Here is a 14833-nt window from a genome sequence, read left to right on the forward strand (position 1 = left end):
CGGCAGACTCCACGCGTGATTACGAATTCGGTACGGCCATCGCCAGCGTGACCGGTTCGCCCGAGGACACACCGAGGTAACTCAACACTTGCTCGCCGACACTACTGAAGACCGGAGCTGCTACGCTTCCCCCTGATGCGTTCTTATCATGCGGTGCATCGATGATCACGATCATGGCGAGCCGTGGGCGATCTGCCGGTACATACCCGACAAAGGAGGTCACAAACCGAGAGTTTGAATATCGGCGAGTGCTTGGATCGATCTGTTGAGCCGTCCCAGTCTTACCGGCGACCCGAAACCCCGGAATAGCTGCTTTGGCTCCGGTGCCGTGCGTGACAACACCTTCAAGAATCTTCGTAACACTACGTGCGGTTTCCGGCGAAACAACACGTCGCCGTACCTGGGGTGGTACTCGTTTTAAGAGATGCCCTTCGGCGTCCCGAATTTCAGAAACCACATACGGCCTCATGAGCACGCCCCCGTTGGCCACGGCTGTAAATGCCGTCACCATCTGGATCGGCGTGACCCCTATTTCTTGCCCCATTGAAATCGACGCAACCGAACGACGACCCCAGGCACTGGGGCTCTTGACCAACCCGGCCCCTTCTCCCGGAAGATCAATCTCAGTTCGCTGGCCAAAGCCGAATGCTTGGAGATACCGATACAGTCGCTGCTCACCTAATGCCATTCCCGCCTTGGCCGCACCGATGTTACTAGACTTTTGAATGACTTGTGCGAAGGAAACCCATCCCAGCTTTTCATGGTCGTGAATCACGGTGTTCGCAACCGTCATGCGGCCATGCTCCCCGAAGACTAGTGTCGTCGGCTTCATCGCTGCCTCTTCAATGGCGGCGGCTGCAATCATGGCTTTCATGGTGGATCCTGGTTCATAGGCGTCTGTGAGAGCCCTATTCCGCCAACGATCAGGGCCCAGCTTCGAAACAATATTTGGGTCGAACCGAGGGCTGACAGCCATAGCCAACACCGCTCCCGTCTCTGGATCAAGAACAATGATCGTCCCTGACTTTGCCCGAGAGCGAGTTACGGCGTCTTCCAGTTCTCTCTCAGCGATATATTGGACGACCTCATCAATCGTGAGGGTGAGTTGATGGCCGGGTACTGGGTTCCTTTCGGCCAAGCCCTTCGGAAAGACCGTGTGCCCAAACGCATCGAGCTGCAGCACCATCATCCGTTTCTCACCACGTAAGTACGTTTCATACCGATGCTCCAACCCTTCCAAGCCATCGCCATCCATGCCGGCAAAGCCCAAGACGTGAGAGAGGAGCGGACCTTTCGGATAGAACCGTCGACCTTCCATCACAACACCAATTCCGTCCAGTGACAAACGATCCAATCGGCGTCCCTGCTCTGGGTCCAACTTGCGGGCCAGCCATACAAAACTCCGATCCTGCTGAAGTTTTTTCTCCAGCTCGGCAACCTTTACAGACAGAACAGACGACAGTTGACGAGCCACCTTCGCAGGGCTTTCCAACGTCGTAGGGATCCCAAACACAGAGGGGACCTCCATATTCATCGCCAACACCTTACCATGTCGGTCGACAATCGTACCGCGCGGCCCTTCCAGGGAAACAGTCTTTTGATGCTGCCGGTCAGCTCTGGCGGACAGCTCCTCCGCCCTTAATACCTGTAAATTCACCAGCCTGAACAGCACGAGCACGAATCCACCCAGCAATACCAGCATCAACACGTAGCGACGAACGCGAGGCCCAGAACCAGCCACTAGTCCCTCCTACCGGGAAGATAGTTTCTCGCTACTCTCACGGGTGCCGCCGCAAGGTCCATGGGCGGTGTCCCACTCGGCCTGGACTGAACCAGGATCAGCTGGCCTTGCTGAGGCAGATTCATCCCGAGTTGTTCAGTTGCCAATTTAGCGATCCGATTCGAAGCACTCAGCGAGGAGAATTGAACCCGCAACTCATCACGTTGACGTTCCAACACCGTCTTGTCTCGCTTCAATCGTTCGATCTGATAGCCGACCCGCACCATATCTACTCGCTCCCAAACAAATACAAACACAAGACACAATCCAAGGAGTCCCGTGAAGATCTTCATGAAAGCTCCAATCATGGTTGACGTTCGGCAACCCGCAATTTGGCACTTCGCGATCTTGGATTCGATTCACACTCTTCCTTGGAGGCGGAAACAGGCTTCTTGGTGAGCACCGCGAGTTTGGAATCAGGCTGTTGGGCAAGAGACTTGAACGTATGCTTGACGATACGATCCTCGAGGCTATGAAAAGAGATTGCGCAGATCCTTCCACCTTCCGCCAAAACTTCGACAGCATCACGCAGGGAAGGCTCCAAACTCTCCAGCTCCTGATTGACTGCAATGCGAAGCGCCTGAAAGGTCCGTGTCGCACAATGAATCCGTCCATGGCGGTAAGACGCCGGTACCGACTGCGCAACAACTGATACGAGCTGCCCGGTAGTCTCAATCCTACGAGACTGCCGCTCCCGCACAATCGATCGAGCAATCCTGCGCGCATACCGCTCTTCGCCGAACTGGAAGATGATGTCTGCCAGATCGTGCTCATGACTGCTATTCACTAAATCTGCAGCTGTCCTCCCTTTCGATTGGTCCATGCGCATATCAAGTGGACCATCAAGCTGAAAACTAAAACCTCTCGCTGCATCCTCGAGCTGCGGAGATGAGACGCCGAAATCAAAGAGCACTGCGCCAACTGTTGAAACACCCAATTCAGCGAGGTGCCGTTTTAAATCTCGATGGTTTCCCTGGCGCAACACAACGGAGCCTCCGAATCGATTCAACCGTTGTCGACAGAAATCAACTGCCATTGGATCTCGATCCAACCCTATGAGCGTCGTGCCGTCCTTGCTAGCCTTGAGAAGCAACTCTGCGTGCCCACCATATCCCACCGTGCAATCCAAAATCGTAAGCGGTCGCTCAGAAGAAAGCCAATCGCAGACTTCTTCCCCAAGGACTGGAATATGCGCAAATTCCCTACCAATACTACTCACCCACTAGTTTCCACTTTTCCCCACTCCATGGGAAGTATACTCTCGCATTCTAGGTTGTCAACTTCATTTTCAGTAACTTAGGGGGGCCACTTTAATCATAGTCTTGTAGGTTGCCCTCAGGCCCTGCCCATGGCTACATAGCTAGGATTCACCCTCTGCACAGCCCGCGAGTTACCCCTACCCCCCTCTGGGGCCCCAGCACCCCTCCCAGCTCAACTCTTGGTGTTTCATTGACTTCCAGAGGCTCGGATTGGACAATGGCTTTATGTGGAACGCTAATAGAATCGTGGCATACTCAGGCTTCTCTCTTTCCCTGAGCACCTCGCTCGTCCTCGGACTAGCCGAGGCGAAGGATTTCAACCCCGACAACCCTCTGAACCAACCGGCGCCGATCTATTGGTGCGCAAACAAGGCACCTGACCGACAGATTTCAACGAAAAAGGCTTCTGGGTGTGAACCGCTCTATGACCAAAGAACGGCAGACCTATTCAGAGAGAAGGCCCGCCGAAAGGGCCTTGATCTTCCGGACCGGGATCCGATCAAAATCGTGGAATTGCAGAATGCGGCCTCGAGATTTTCGAGCCGTTATCGGATGTTCGTGTCCTGCTGTTTGACCGATGCTGATGCCCATGAGCACATCGTTGATTTGATCGATGAGGCGAACCATGTACTCAAAGCTGTGCAACAGAAGGGCATTTACAACTCCACAGGGTTCGGTATCGGGAGCAAGGCCGACGGCAGCCCAGGTACCGGTCCAGGTGATGGGAGTGGGGATGGTGGGTTAGGCGGCGGCCCTGGGGTAGCCCCAAAGCTCGGCACGTTTGCCCGCCAATACACCCTCAGCGAAATCGTTGGAACGGTCGCGCGTGCACGTGAAGACCTCTTTCGGCTGCAGGAACGGTTAGACAAGCTCGCTGAGGCCCAGAAAAATCTCGGCGACGTGGACTATGAACGGAGCGGCCTGGTAAGGATGCAAATCCAAGAGGAGGAAGAAGCGATCCAAAATGAGTTCAAGGCCAAGAAGCCGCCGTCATCAGCTCCGACAGGAATGGATATTCAAGACACAACCTTGCGCACGCGAATCGGCGGGGATATTGAAGATACCAGACTCAATGCCAACTTCGGTGCTGATATCGGAGCGTCGGTATCCCCCTACAGCAATGTGAACGAATCACTTCGCCCACGCAGAGGAGAGAATGCAGGCGACAGCCAAATCCAGCATCGACCAGGGATGGATATCCAGGATACCTCCATGCCCAGTAGCACCGGCTTTGAAGTCGACAACGCACAAAATCGTGAAGGGGCTTCAACCGTTCAACGCCGCGGAATCGGCGCCGCCATTGGTGATTCCGATTTGAACAGCCAGAGACGATAATCTTTACACCTTCCCTCCAATCGCCGGCATCGGCTCCCACGTCTCTCCCGCATTCTTGCTACGATACAATCCGCTTCCGTTCGTACCGGCATAGAAGACCTCCGGATCCGTCGCACTCTGTGCGATGGCCCTGACATTGGTCGTCGCTAACCCGGTATTCATCAGTTTCCACGTCGCACCACTGTCTTCACTCCGGTGCACCCCATCTCGCCCTGTAATGTAGATCACCCCTGGGCGGGATCGATCCAGCACCATGGCGATAAGCATCTGATCTGCAAGCGATACTCCGACTCGCGTCCATACTCCGGCTGCATCGGTCGTCTTATACAATCCGCTCAGCGTTGCAGCATAAACTGTATCGGGAGCATATGGATCGACGAGAATCGAGGTCACATTCAGTGCCCGTGATGTTTTCAGCATATCCGGCGGAACGAGTCCATTGTTCACTTTCTCCCAGTGGCCCGCCTGATCAATCGACTTGTAGACGCCACCACTGGTTCCCGCATACAGAATGGACGGCCTGGTGGGATCCATGGCCAGTGTTACCACCATCAGCACTTCCTTCATGCCCTCCATTCTCTTTGTCCATTGCTCGCCACCGCTCTTCGTTTCGAACACACCCATCGTCGTGGCAAGAAAGATGTGCTGTGCATCGGCTGGGTCGAAGACGAACTGATTCACCACTGAAGTAATCGTCGCATCATCAAGGCCCGCGCGCATCGATGCCCAACGCTGCCCGCCGTCATGACTCTTGTAGACAGCGTCTCCTTTCGTTCCCGCATAGACGGTCGCAGGATAGGCGGGATCAATGGCCATGGCGATGACGCGGGAATGGCTCATCCCCTGCGAAATATTGGCCCAGGTCTGTCCTCCGTCACGGGTCTTATAGATGTAATCATTGGTCGCGACATAGACGATATCGGGATTTTGCGGATGGAGCTGGATGAGGACAATCGGGTCGCTGCGATTGCAGTCTATAAGTGATACTGCAAGGAAGAAGAGAGGGAGCAGAATCTTCATGAGATCGACGCAGGCACTATTTTCTCTACCGATAGTTCGTAAACTGCAGATCGACAGCAAAGTCCTTGCCTTTCAGAAAGGCGATCGCAGACTGTAAGTCATCTTTGCTCTTGCTTAAGACCCGCACCTGCTCCCCCTGAATTTGGGCTTGGACTTTCAATTTTGAATCCTTAATGGCCTTGGTGATCTCCTTCGCCTTGTCCGAGGCGAGCCCACTCTGAATTTTCGCCACTTGCCGTACCGTCCCACTCAACGCCGGGTCCACGGTGCCATAGTCGAAGGCCTTCAACGACACACCGCGTTTCACGCACTTCCCTTTGATGATCTCCTGCACCGCCTTGAGTTTGTAGTCGTCATCAGACACCACGACCAGTTCCTTCTCTTTTTCCTTCAGCGTGATCTCCGTCTGTGTGTCTTTGAAATCAAAACGTTGTTTGATTTCCTTCGTCGCTTGATCCAGCGCATTCTTCAACTCCTGCATATTCACTTCTGACACCACATCGAATGAAAATTGATCAGCCACGGCTTCCTCCTTCCTTCTTCTTGATCTCTATGGAGTGGCCTGGGTGATTCTCGACTGCACGCATTGAACGGCCACATCCTTCACAACCAGTGCTTTTGTGTCAACAGTGGTGCGCGTTCAGCGAGCAAGAGAACGACCAGACCGATCTTTCTCCCTCAACAACACCCTGTCCCATGCGGCAGGGTGAAGCGTCTCTGTTCGTCATCATGTTGGCACATTGCCGTCTGCATCCGCCCTGCGGTCCCGCCGCCCGCCATTACAACTACTTCGCTCGACCGGAACGGCTTTTTCAGCACCACATAGCCATACCACTGCCGCACACTGTCGCTTAACACAATCAAGCCCAGTACAGCCACCACCGACACAAGGACCGCATCCAAATAAAGCGCGAAAGCTTGGCCCGCCGTCAAGGTCGCAGCCTTCGCCAAGAACATCCAAAACATCTCATAACAGCCCGTGAGAGTGATTACACCGACAAACAGCATCGGCAAGGCCGTCACCCACAGATAAGGCGACTTCCACATCTTGATCAATACTGTCGTCCCGATGCAGAGCGCGAGGGTGCCCAATAGCTGGTTCGCCGCGCCGAACATCGGCCAAATCGTCGAAATACTCCCCGTTCCGATTAGATAGGCCCAGCTTCCCACCACCAGGCCGCTGCTAAGCATGACACCGGGCACCCAATTGATTTGTCGGAACGGCGCATAGACCCGTCCGGCCATTTCTTGGATAAGATACCGCGCCACACGTGTCCCGGTGTCGATCGTAGTCAGGATGAACAACGCTTCAAAGACCAGGGCAAATTGATACCAATAGGCCATGAGACCAGACATCCCAGGAAGGGCAGAAAAGATAGACGCCATGCCGACAGCCAAGGACACAGCTCCCCCAGGGCGACCTGATACATCTACTTCTACCATCTGCGACAGTTCAGCAATCCTCGCCGGTGCAAACCCCATGGCCGACAAGGCCTCTGCGCCCACCGTCGTATTGATCACCAAATAGTCCCCGGGAATCAGCACCGAAGCTGCGATCAGCGCCATCACGCCGACGAAACTTTCCAACAGCATCGCCGCATACCCTACCACTGCCTGGGATTCTTGTTCGATCATCTTTGGCGTCGTCCCTGACGAGACCAGCGAATGGAAACCCGAAATCGCACCGCAAGCAATTGTAATGAAAAGAAACGGGAAGAGCGTGCCTGGAATAATCGGTCCGCCGCCATTGGCAAACTGCGTCACCCGCGGCATCTCGATTGTCGGCGCCATGAGAATGACGCCTAGTCCAAGCAGAAACACAACCCCAAGTTTCATGAAGGTTGAGAGATAGCCGCGCGGCACTAGCAACATCCACCCTGGCAGAACAGAGGCGAGAAACCCATAACCAGCCAGGAGTAAGACCAGCGCCGGCTTGTCAAACTCGAAGAGCCCGCCGTAGGAGGACTGTGCCACCACACGCCCGAACAACACCGCAGCGACCAAGAGGGCGACGCCGAGAATCGACACTTCCGCCACCGCGCCGGGACGAAACTTCTGGAGATAAAAGCCCATGAGGAGACCGATTGGGATCGTCATCGCGATCGTGAATGTTCCCCACGCATTATGATAAAGCGCATTCACCACCGCAAACCCCAGCCCTGCCAGCGCCACCACTACAATAAAAAGCACCGCCACAGCCGTCGCCGTGCCGGTAATGGAGCCCAGCTCATCGTGCGCAATCTCAGGCAGCGAACGCCCATTACGTCGCATTGAGGCGACGAGAATAATGAAATCCTGCACCGCCCCAGCCAGCACCGCCCCGATTACCAGCCACAGGAAACCTGGTACGAATCCAAATTGCGCCGCCAACACCGGACCAAGCAACGGTCCTGCCCCTGCAATCGCCGCAAAGTGATGGCCGAAGAGCACAACCTTATTAGTAGGGTGGAAGTTGACCCCGTCGTTCAACCGCACCGCCGGCGTCACATGCTGATTGTTGAGCCCAACGACTTGGTTCGCCAACCAACGGCCATAGAAGCGATAGGCCAACACATAGATACAGACCGCCGCCACAACCAGCCAGAGCCCATTTACTTTTTCATCTGGGTTGACGACACCGACCACGTGGGCGAGCGCAAGCGCACCGAGAATGGAGAGCAGTAGCCAGAGCAGATTCACCGCCACTTTCATGCGCGGCATCCTAACATAAAAGTCAGCAAGTAGCCTTGGCGCACCGGAAACGAACGGTCGGTAATCGGCCTGTGGATATGAGAGAGGTGTTGAATATAGGATTGACTAAGTTGCCCAAGCTCAAACTGACCAAGCCATGATCCATGAGCTAGCGGAATGCCTGAAGATCAAGAACAACCAGTCTCACCGGAACAAGCGAGAGCGGCCCGTGAAAAAAAGATGGAAAAAGAACGGCAACTTTTGCTCGCTCAGGTTGGGTCATCGGATGCTTCTACGTTACGCCAACGTGTTGCTTGGCTCTTGAACCGTTACCCCAGGACACGGAATTCCGATATTGCGCTCCAATTGAAGCATTGGGAAACCTTTGAAGCGGAAACTTTTCATGGCTCATACATTGCTACAGAAGACTACTCCCGTCTCACTCGACTTACATCTATTGCAAGGGAACGCGCGAGAATTCGCCAACTGTTGGGTGGGGGCTGGAAGCGAGCGGCACGGAGAGTTTAAGACAGAAGCAGTGGCGGTGGGGGTCCGAGAACTCGGCAGACGGTGCGCACCAGACGGCAGCAAGCGCCGGGGGGGGGGGGGGGGGGGGGGGGGGGGGGGGGGGGGGGGGGGGGGGGGGGGGGGGGGGGGGGGGGGGGCGGCGGGGGGGGGGGGGGGGGGGGGGGGGGGGGGGGGGGGGGGGGGGGGGGGGGGGGCAGGACAGCCGGCACGGGGGGCCAGGGCTCGGCCCGAACCCGGGGCCCGGGCCGGCGGGGGGGGGGCCCCCGGGGGGGGGGGGCCCCGGGGGGGGGGGGGGGGGGCCCCCGGCCGGCCGGGGGGGGGCGGGGGGGGGGGGGGGGGGGGCCCCCGGGGGGGGGGCGGGGCGGGCCGGGGGGGGGGGGGGCCCGGGGGGGGGGCGGGCCCCCGGGGGGGGGGGGGGGGCGCGCCCGGGCGCCGGCCCGCGCGGCCGCCGGGGGGGGGCCGGGGCCCCGGCCCGGGCGGGGGGCGCGCCGGGGAAAGGGGGGGGGGGGGGCCCCCCGGGGGCCCCCCGGGGGCGCGCCGCCCGGGGGGGGGCCCCGACACGGGGGGGGACGGCTTATAGCCTCGCGGGGGGCGACGTGCCACACAGAAGATCAGAATCAATACAAATTGTTTGTTGCAGACCCAGAAGTTCGAGAGCATCGTGGAACGCTCTCGGAAGACGAAAGAGAGACTGCTCGCACCACACCAGACCACCCTGTATACGCAGTTTTCTTGGATGAAAGCGGAAAAACATCCTCTCATTTGATTGTGGGCAGTCTCTGGTTTCTGTCCAGTGGATCAGAAAGCTTTCAGCTCCTACGTTCTACTAACGATCTGAAGGATAGAAGAAGGTTCAAGGGTGAGTTTCACTTCGCGGAGATGAGCAGAAACGATGTGGAGATTTACAAGGAACTTATTGATATCTTTCTAACCCAAGGAGGTACGATTAGCTTCAAATTCATCTCAGTGCCTAGGAGAGGGCTTGGTGACATACAAGCTGCCCTGGCGGATCTCTACTATCATCTACTCATCAAGGGCATCGATCATGAACATTCAAGCGGAAGGGCTCTTTTACCCAGAATACTTCAAGGCTGGAAAGATAGCGAGGAACTCGGCGCAGATAAACTCCTAATGGCTAACCTTGAGGATAGGCTGAGACAAGCAGCCACGAGTGTTTATGAAAACAGATTGGTTGTAGACAATCTGTCCGCTGTGGATTCCCGGAGCAGTGTGTTCTTGCAGGTAGCCGACATTATGGCCAGCAGTGCTAACAGAATTCTTTCTCGCTCGGGCGAATCAAGAAATCATAAGGACGAACTCGCTGAGTATCTGCTTTAACGTCTCGGAATCAGCTTAACTCCTGATTTGGACGTTCTTACTGGTGATCTAGCCGCACACATCAGGATTTGATTCTCCAGGCGAAGGATGATTCGGCTCACCAACGCATTCAGATGCCCCATCAAACGTGCTGATATCATTCGCCATGAGCACCCGCTGAGTCGCACATCAGTCGCTTACGGTACCCCCTCGCTTCATTCAAATTGGCTCCATGCTCACCCTGATCCAATTTCCCTGGTCCCCCTTCTGCATCACCATCAGGCACATCCTAACGCGCCATCGTATCCCGTTTCGCCTCCGGAACATCGCCTACCATGATCGGGCGCCGATCATCAACGCGACGAAGGGGCATGGCCACACAGTGCCTTGCCTGATCGACGGGAAGCGCGGGATCTGCGATGTCACGGATTTCGGTCAGGAGGTCGCGCATTACGTGGATCGACGCTATCGGCTCAACTTCTTTCCCAAGAACCTCGATGAGCTGTAACTGATTCTCTCGCGCGATATCGAGAAGATCTAGAGTCGGTCGGATTCAAGGTGAACAATACGTATGTGATTCCGACACGCCCTCTCATCAAGCGGACAATGCTGATTCGCCACAAGGAACGGAAGTTCGGACGAGGATGCCTCCGGGAATGGACCTCCTACCGCCGGTATCTGTGCGCATAGTTTGCGTAACTCTTGAAGCCCATGGACGACATGCTGGCGGCTTCGCCGTTTCTGCTGACCGATCGTCTATTATTCGTGGATTACAATTTGTACGATGTGCTCGGCAACTACCTATTCAACGGCAAGACCAGATTGCCCAACTTGAAACACCTCCGACGCTGGCACCAGGCCATGAATACGAAGCAGTAACCTTCGTTGCCCCTTTCTTATCGATGTCCACACTGATTTGGATCGCCGGCGGGTCGTACAAGGAGCTAATAGCAACGAGCAGATGGCGAGAGGCAGTAGACTGCTGGAGAACAGTGGTCACTCGGCAAGCTTCTTTAACGCTTTCCCATATCGCCGATTGGTCTCGTCTAGCGCTGCACGAAACTTCTTTCGGCGAGCCACAACTTGCACAGGTGTCACGATGAGGCACTTTCCGTCCGTCTTGATGTTGAGCGGTGTCTCCGCATCAATCTCCAACAGGTCCAGCACTCCTCGATCGATCACGAGAGCCAGACTGTTGCCATGCTTGGTGAGCTTTTTGATCATATGCCCGCCTCCCAGAAGGTACTACAATGTGTATCCATCATATCACCTGCTTTCGAGGAGGTAAAGGAGCTCAGTCACAGTGGGAAAACGCAGTAGAGGTTCTCCGCACTTTTTGAGCGCTTTCCTGAATATTTTTATCCTCTTTTCTTTGGCGGCTTTGATTTTGCGCACTCAACTGTCTCGTCAAGCCACCTAGCGAGACCAGCGGCCGTGCGATAGCCAGCTTCCTGATGAACAAAAAGCCTTTGAGCGGTTTTCCCGTAAAATCCATCTCCCGAGCATGCGGTTTCGAGAGGAGCGTGTCGTAGCGGTCCGGCATGACACGGACCATGAGGCGGTCATTCTCAATCCCACAGCACATGTGACCGCTGAGCACGAAACAAAGCCAACCGAACATGCGTTTCTTTTCAACCTCTTGACAGCGTTTGAGGTAATACCGAATTCGCTCTGCCAATCGTTCGTCGTAGGCCATGTCGCTCCTCCGCTGCCAAGAATCTACGTATCCAATGAGGATCGATCAATGGATCGGTACGCGCATTTTGATATACTTTGTTTCATCATGTCATCAGATGAGCCCACTCGACCGTCATTGGAATCTGAGCGCCGAGAATACTATCGCATCACCATCACCCTCCCCATCAGCCTTCACGCTGAGACAGACGCGACGGAAAGCGCGTTCATCGAGAAATCGGTCAACTTGAGTGCCGGTGGTATCGGCTTGGTCGTGAACAGGCCCTTTCAACCGAATGAGATTCTTTCCTGTACCTTGCTCTTGGCAGAACAGGTGTGTTTTACATCTCCGATCGAAGTGCTACGCGTCGACCCTCTCCACTACCCCCCCGACACCTACCGTCTTCACGCCCGGTTTATCGAAATGACGAGGGAGAACCGAGAGCTGCTAGTCCGACACATTCTCCAATTTCAACGCGAACACCTCACCAGACACTATTCCGTGTGAGATAGAGCGAGGCCTCTGTGCCTCGTCACCAAGATCCCTATCTGGGAACTCTTCTTCGTCCCCACCAAAGGAGGGATTCATTCTCATGGGAGCGGCCATCTAGACTGGGCCACCGTGGAATCGACACACCCCTATCAGCGGCACCACTATCGAGTCCTGCTTCCTGTACCCTACCCGGTAATGTTCTCCAATGCACAGACGATCGCGGAAGGGACCGTGATGAACCTCACAGTGTTCGGCTGCGCGATCGAATGTACCGAGACCTTTCCCAAAGGCGCCGCACTGCGCGTCCGACTGATTCTGCCGGACCAAGCCCACTCATTACCGGTTGAAGAGGCAGAGGTTCGGTGGGTTCATGGCACCCGCATGGGACTCCAATTCCACAAGGTGGAACGGGCAGCAGACTTTCGACTCCATGGGTTTGTGTGGGATCGGATGGTGGAACGGTTCCGTACGATCGTTCAGGAGGGACTCTCGACTCGTTAATTCTGATTCATGCCCCCCTTTCCCACCATGGCCAGGCAGAGTAACCCGATGGCAATCCACACCAGCTCACGAAAACGTCGCAGCAAGGCAAAGGTGATACCGGTCACGTCGTTGTAGCCGAAGGTCTGTAACAAGAGCATGTACCCGGCATCCTGGGCCCCCAAACTGCCGGGGATAAAAAAAGACCCACCCTTAATAAAGGCAGCCAGCGCCCCGATGGAAATGGCAGCCAAGAAACTCACCGACCCTCCGAGAAAATAGATGATCCCGAAGACTTCGAGCGATTCGGCGAGCCAACCGACGAAACACACGCCGACCGACGCCAAAAACGCCTTCCGATGATGGTCGTAGAAATTTCTAATCGTTTGATCGATCGATCGAAGATGCTCCTCTTGCTCCTGCAGAGCTCGGATCCGCAACCCTAGCTTCTTGACGAGCGACAGAATCGAGACAAACAAACCACGATGTTGGATAAACACAAACCCCACGATGGAGCACACCAGTAACCCCACACTCACCAGCGCCGCCGTGATAGTCTGTACTGCCGAGTTGCCCGTACCGAGAAGCAAGAACGCCAGGGCGATCCCCATGAGGATAAAACACACTTCGGCAATCGTTAGCGTCGTTTTGGCAATGACGACAGACGCAGCGCCCTCCGCGATGGGAACCTTGTACTTGTTCAGAAGATACGCCTTGAGTGGCTCGCCACCCAAGTAGGCCGTCGGCGTGGTCATGTTCACCACTTCCCCGGCAGTCCGAATCGTCAATAGCCGCCCAAAGGGCACGGCTTTCCCAGACGGCCCCAAGACAATTTTCCAGCCGTACGCCTCGATGGCATACATGAGTACGGAAGGAATGAGGATGATCAATAAGGTGACCGGACCTACCTGCGAGGCTGCGTCGTAAATATTGCCTGGTCCGATATGCCAAACCAGGAAGCCCAGGACAGCTAGACCGAGAACGAGTAAGAAATACCTCAACACGTGGTCAGTGGCGTAGGCATCACATTCATGGTCGAGGCAGTGTGATGGAGGATGGTCGGATGGCCCAAGCCAACGCTCCGGCGAATAGCAGTGAACCTGCCGCGGCAAAAATCAAGAACCAATACAACTGATTGAAAAGGGCAAACCCGAGTAGTGCGACCGAAAAATCCCGACTGGCGACATTCTTCAACAAGACATCGGCCCAGACTGCATGGGATGTGGACCTCCAGCCATTCATCGCCTTGATTTTCTGCACCTTTTCGACGAGGAAAAAGCACATAGTGTTCCCCGCGACTGCCGCGACTCCAAGCATGATCGGAACCCATTCATCCGCTTGACCGATTCGAGTCGTGTACAGTCCCACGGCGATACCCAGAAAGATAGCCATGTGCACGACGTTGTCCAAAACGAGATCCAGCCATGCACCGAACGGCGATTCCGTAAAGGTCAATCGCGCTACTTCTCCATCACAACAATCGATGACGGCCGCCAATTGAAACAACACCGCCGCGACGACCCCGGCACTGTAGGTGCCGAGTCCAAAGCCAGCAGCGGCTACCAGACCGATGACTCCTGCGAGAGCTGTGATAGAGTTCGGCGACAGCCCGACCGCGAGAAACAGCCGGGTGAACCAGCGAGACAATTTCCGATTGAAGTACCGATCGACAAACCCTTCAAATTCTCCTTTCAGGGAACTGTACAATCTGCTTTCCGCTGTTCGCACATCAGACAAGGTACGAACTTCTTGATACCATGTCCCCTGCTTCGCTTCAGGTGCAACGACCCGTACGCGTCCATCGGCAGCGGCGCGTTCGATCCATTGCCGGATCGGAGGACTCCCCTTCTCATTCGCCATCTGATTGGCCGCGCTCATGAGGCTTGCAGGAACAACGACGAGCTCCGCAACATGCATGGTCGACTCAGTCGAACGAGCCTGGGTGACGGTCTTCTGCCGACTGGCGGGCAACCTCAACGGCACACCTTGTTTCGTCGGTTGTTCAAGGTGCCCCTTTAGAGACTGCGCGACCACGATCGCCTGGCCCTCTCGCACGTCACGCCGTAGTTGTTCGATCAACCCACGAGAAAACACGCCATTGATGCTCGCCACCAGCGCAAATCCATGCACTTCCGCCGCCAGCGATTCCCAGGTCCGAGGATCGTCGAGTGGGAACTCTCGAATCGGCATCCAACGGACAGGAATCGTGACACGCGGTCCTTTCCCCAGCGCCAACTTGAGTTGTTCTTCTTCTGAACCGGCAAGAACGATCAACTG

General features: G+C 55.7%; 16 protein-coding genes. 6 read left to right on the plus strand and 10 right to left on the minus strand.

The window, feature by feature from the left end:
- Window positions 1–19 precede the first annotated feature (19 nt).
- The 3 genes from IPM58_16840 to rsmH are packed head-to-tail and all read right to left on the minus strand — an operon-like array spanning window position 20 to window position 2990.
- Complete coding sequence (locus IPM58_16840; GenBank protein MBK9308703.1) at window positions 20–1741, minus strand: penicillin-binding protein 2; 1722 nt, start codon at window positions 1739–1741, stop codon at window positions 20–22.
- Window positions 1741–2073, minus strand: a complete 333-nt coding sequence (ftsL, locus tag IPM58_16845) for a cell division protein FtsL (protein ID MBK9308704.1) — start codon at window positions 2071–2073, stop codon at window positions 1741–1743. The genes IPM58_16840 and ftsL overlap by 1 nt, the downstream gene beginning before the upstream one ends.
- Window positions 2074–2084: 11 nt before the next feature.
- Window positions 2085–2990: a 16S rRNA (cytosine(1402)-N(4))-methyltransferase RsmH gene (gene rsmH / locus IPM58_16850; protein ID MBK9308705.1), complete on the minus strand. Its 906-nt coding sequence runs from the start codon at window positions 2988–2990 to the stop codon at window positions 2085–2087.
- 295 nt (window positions 2991–3285) lie between these two features.
- Between rsmH and IPM58_16855 the strand changes: the two genes are divergently transcribed.
- Window positions 3286–4374, plus strand: a complete 1089-nt coding sequence (locus tag IPM58_16855; protein ID MBK9308706.1) for a hypothetical protein — start codon at window positions 3286–3288, stop codon at window positions 4372–4374.
- 3 nt (window positions 4375–4377) lie between these two features.
- On the opposite strand, the gene IPM58_16860 is transcribed toward IPM58_16855, so the two are convergent.
- The 3 genes from IPM58_16860 to IPM58_16870 all read right to left on the minus strand — a co-directional run bounded on the left by IPM58_16860 (window position 4378) and on the right by IPM58_16870 (window position 8085).
- Window positions 4378–5394: a hypothetical protein gene (locus IPM58_16860; GenBank protein ID MBK9308707.1), complete on the minus strand. Its 1017-nt coding sequence runs from the start codon at window positions 5392–5394 to the stop codon at window positions 4378–4380.
- 25 nt (window positions 5395–5419) lie between these two features.
- Window positions 5420–5917: a YajQ family cyclic di-GMP-binding protein gene (locus IPM58_16865; protein ID MBK9308708.1), complete on the minus strand. Its 498-nt coding sequence runs from the start codon at window positions 5915–5917 to the stop codon at window positions 5420–5422.
- 155 nt (window positions 5918–6072) lie between these two features.
- Complete coding sequence (locus IPM58_16870) at window positions 6073–8085, minus strand: carbon starvation protein A (GenBank protein ID MBK9308709.1); 2013 nt, start codon at window positions 8083–8085, stop codon at window positions 6073–6075.
- Window positions 8086–9219: 1134 nt separating this feature from the next.
- Between IPM58_16870 and IPM58_16875 the strand changes: the two genes are divergently transcribed.
- From IPM58_16875 to IPM58_16885, 3 genes are all read left to right on the plus strand, one after another.
- Complete coding sequence (locus IPM58_16875) at window positions 9220–9930, plus strand: DUF3800 domain-containing protein (protein MBK9308710.1); 711 nt, start codon at window positions 9220–9222, stop codon at window positions 9928–9930.
- A gap of 211 nt (window positions 9931–10141) precedes the next feature.
- A complete protein-coding gene (locus tag IPM58_16880) occupies window positions 10142–10417 on the plus strand; it encodes a glutathione S-transferase N-terminal domain-containing protein (protein MBK9308711.1) in 276 nt (91 codons plus the stop codon).
- A 203-nt stretch (window positions 10418–10620) separates the two neighbouring features.
- Entirely contained in the window at window positions 10621–10788 is a 168-nt protein-coding gene (locus tag IPM58_16885; protein ID MBK9308712.1) for a hypothetical protein, read from the plus strand.
- A 117-nt stretch (window positions 10789–10905) separates the two neighbouring features.
- On the opposite strand, the gene IPM58_16890 is transcribed toward IPM58_16885, so the two are convergent.
- Together IPM58_16890 and IPM58_16895 are read right to left on the minus strand one after the other, a co-directional pair.
- Window positions 10906–11133, minus strand: a complete 228-nt coding sequence (locus tag IPM58_16890) for an AbrB/MazE/SpoVT family DNA-binding domain-containing protein (GenBank protein ID MBK9308713.1) — start codon at window positions 11131–11133, stop codon at window positions 10906–10908.
- A 70-nt stretch (window positions 11134–11203) separates the two neighbouring features.
- The gene (locus tag IPM58_16895; protein MBK9308714.1) at window positions 11204–11605 is read right to left on the minus strand and encodes a TfoX/Sxy family protein; all 402 of its coding nucleotides are present in this window, start codon (window positions 11603–11605) and stop codon (window positions 11204–11206) included.
- Window positions 11606–11653: 48 nt separating this feature from the next.
- Between IPM58_16895 and IPM58_16900 the strand changes: the two genes are divergently transcribed.
- Entirely contained in the window at window positions 11654–12091 is a 438-nt protein-coding gene (locus IPM58_16900; protein MBK9308715.1) for a PilZ domain-containing protein, read from the plus strand.
- Window positions 12092–12205: 114 nt separating this feature from the next.
- Window positions 12206–12577, plus strand: coding sequence for a PilZ domain-containing protein (locus IPM58_16905; protein MBK9308716.1), 372 nt, complete (start codon window positions 12206–12208; stop codon window positions 12575–12577).
- Here IPM58_16905 and IPM58_16910 read toward each other — a convergent pair.
- Together IPM58_16910 and IPM58_16915 are read right to left on the minus strand one after the other, a co-directional pair.
- The gene (locus IPM58_16910) at window positions 12574–13560 is read right to left on the minus strand and encodes a flippase-like domain-containing protein (GenBank protein ID MBK9308717.1); all 987 of its coding nucleotides are present in this window, start codon (window positions 13558–13560) and stop codon (window positions 12574–12576) included. The genes IPM58_16905 and IPM58_16910 overlap by 4 nt on opposite strands.
- Before the next feature lie 25 nt (window positions 13561–13585).
- Window positions 13586–14833, minus strand: a 1248-nt coding sequence (locus tag IPM58_16915) for a CDP-alcohol phosphatidyltransferase family protein (GenBank protein ID MBK9308718.1), incomplete at its 5' end; no start/stop codon positions are given.

It is taken from the genome of Nitrospira sp., from assembly GCA_016715825.1.
Lineage (GTDB): Bacteria > Nitrospirota > Nitrospiria > Nitrospirales > Nitrospiraceae > Nitrospira_D.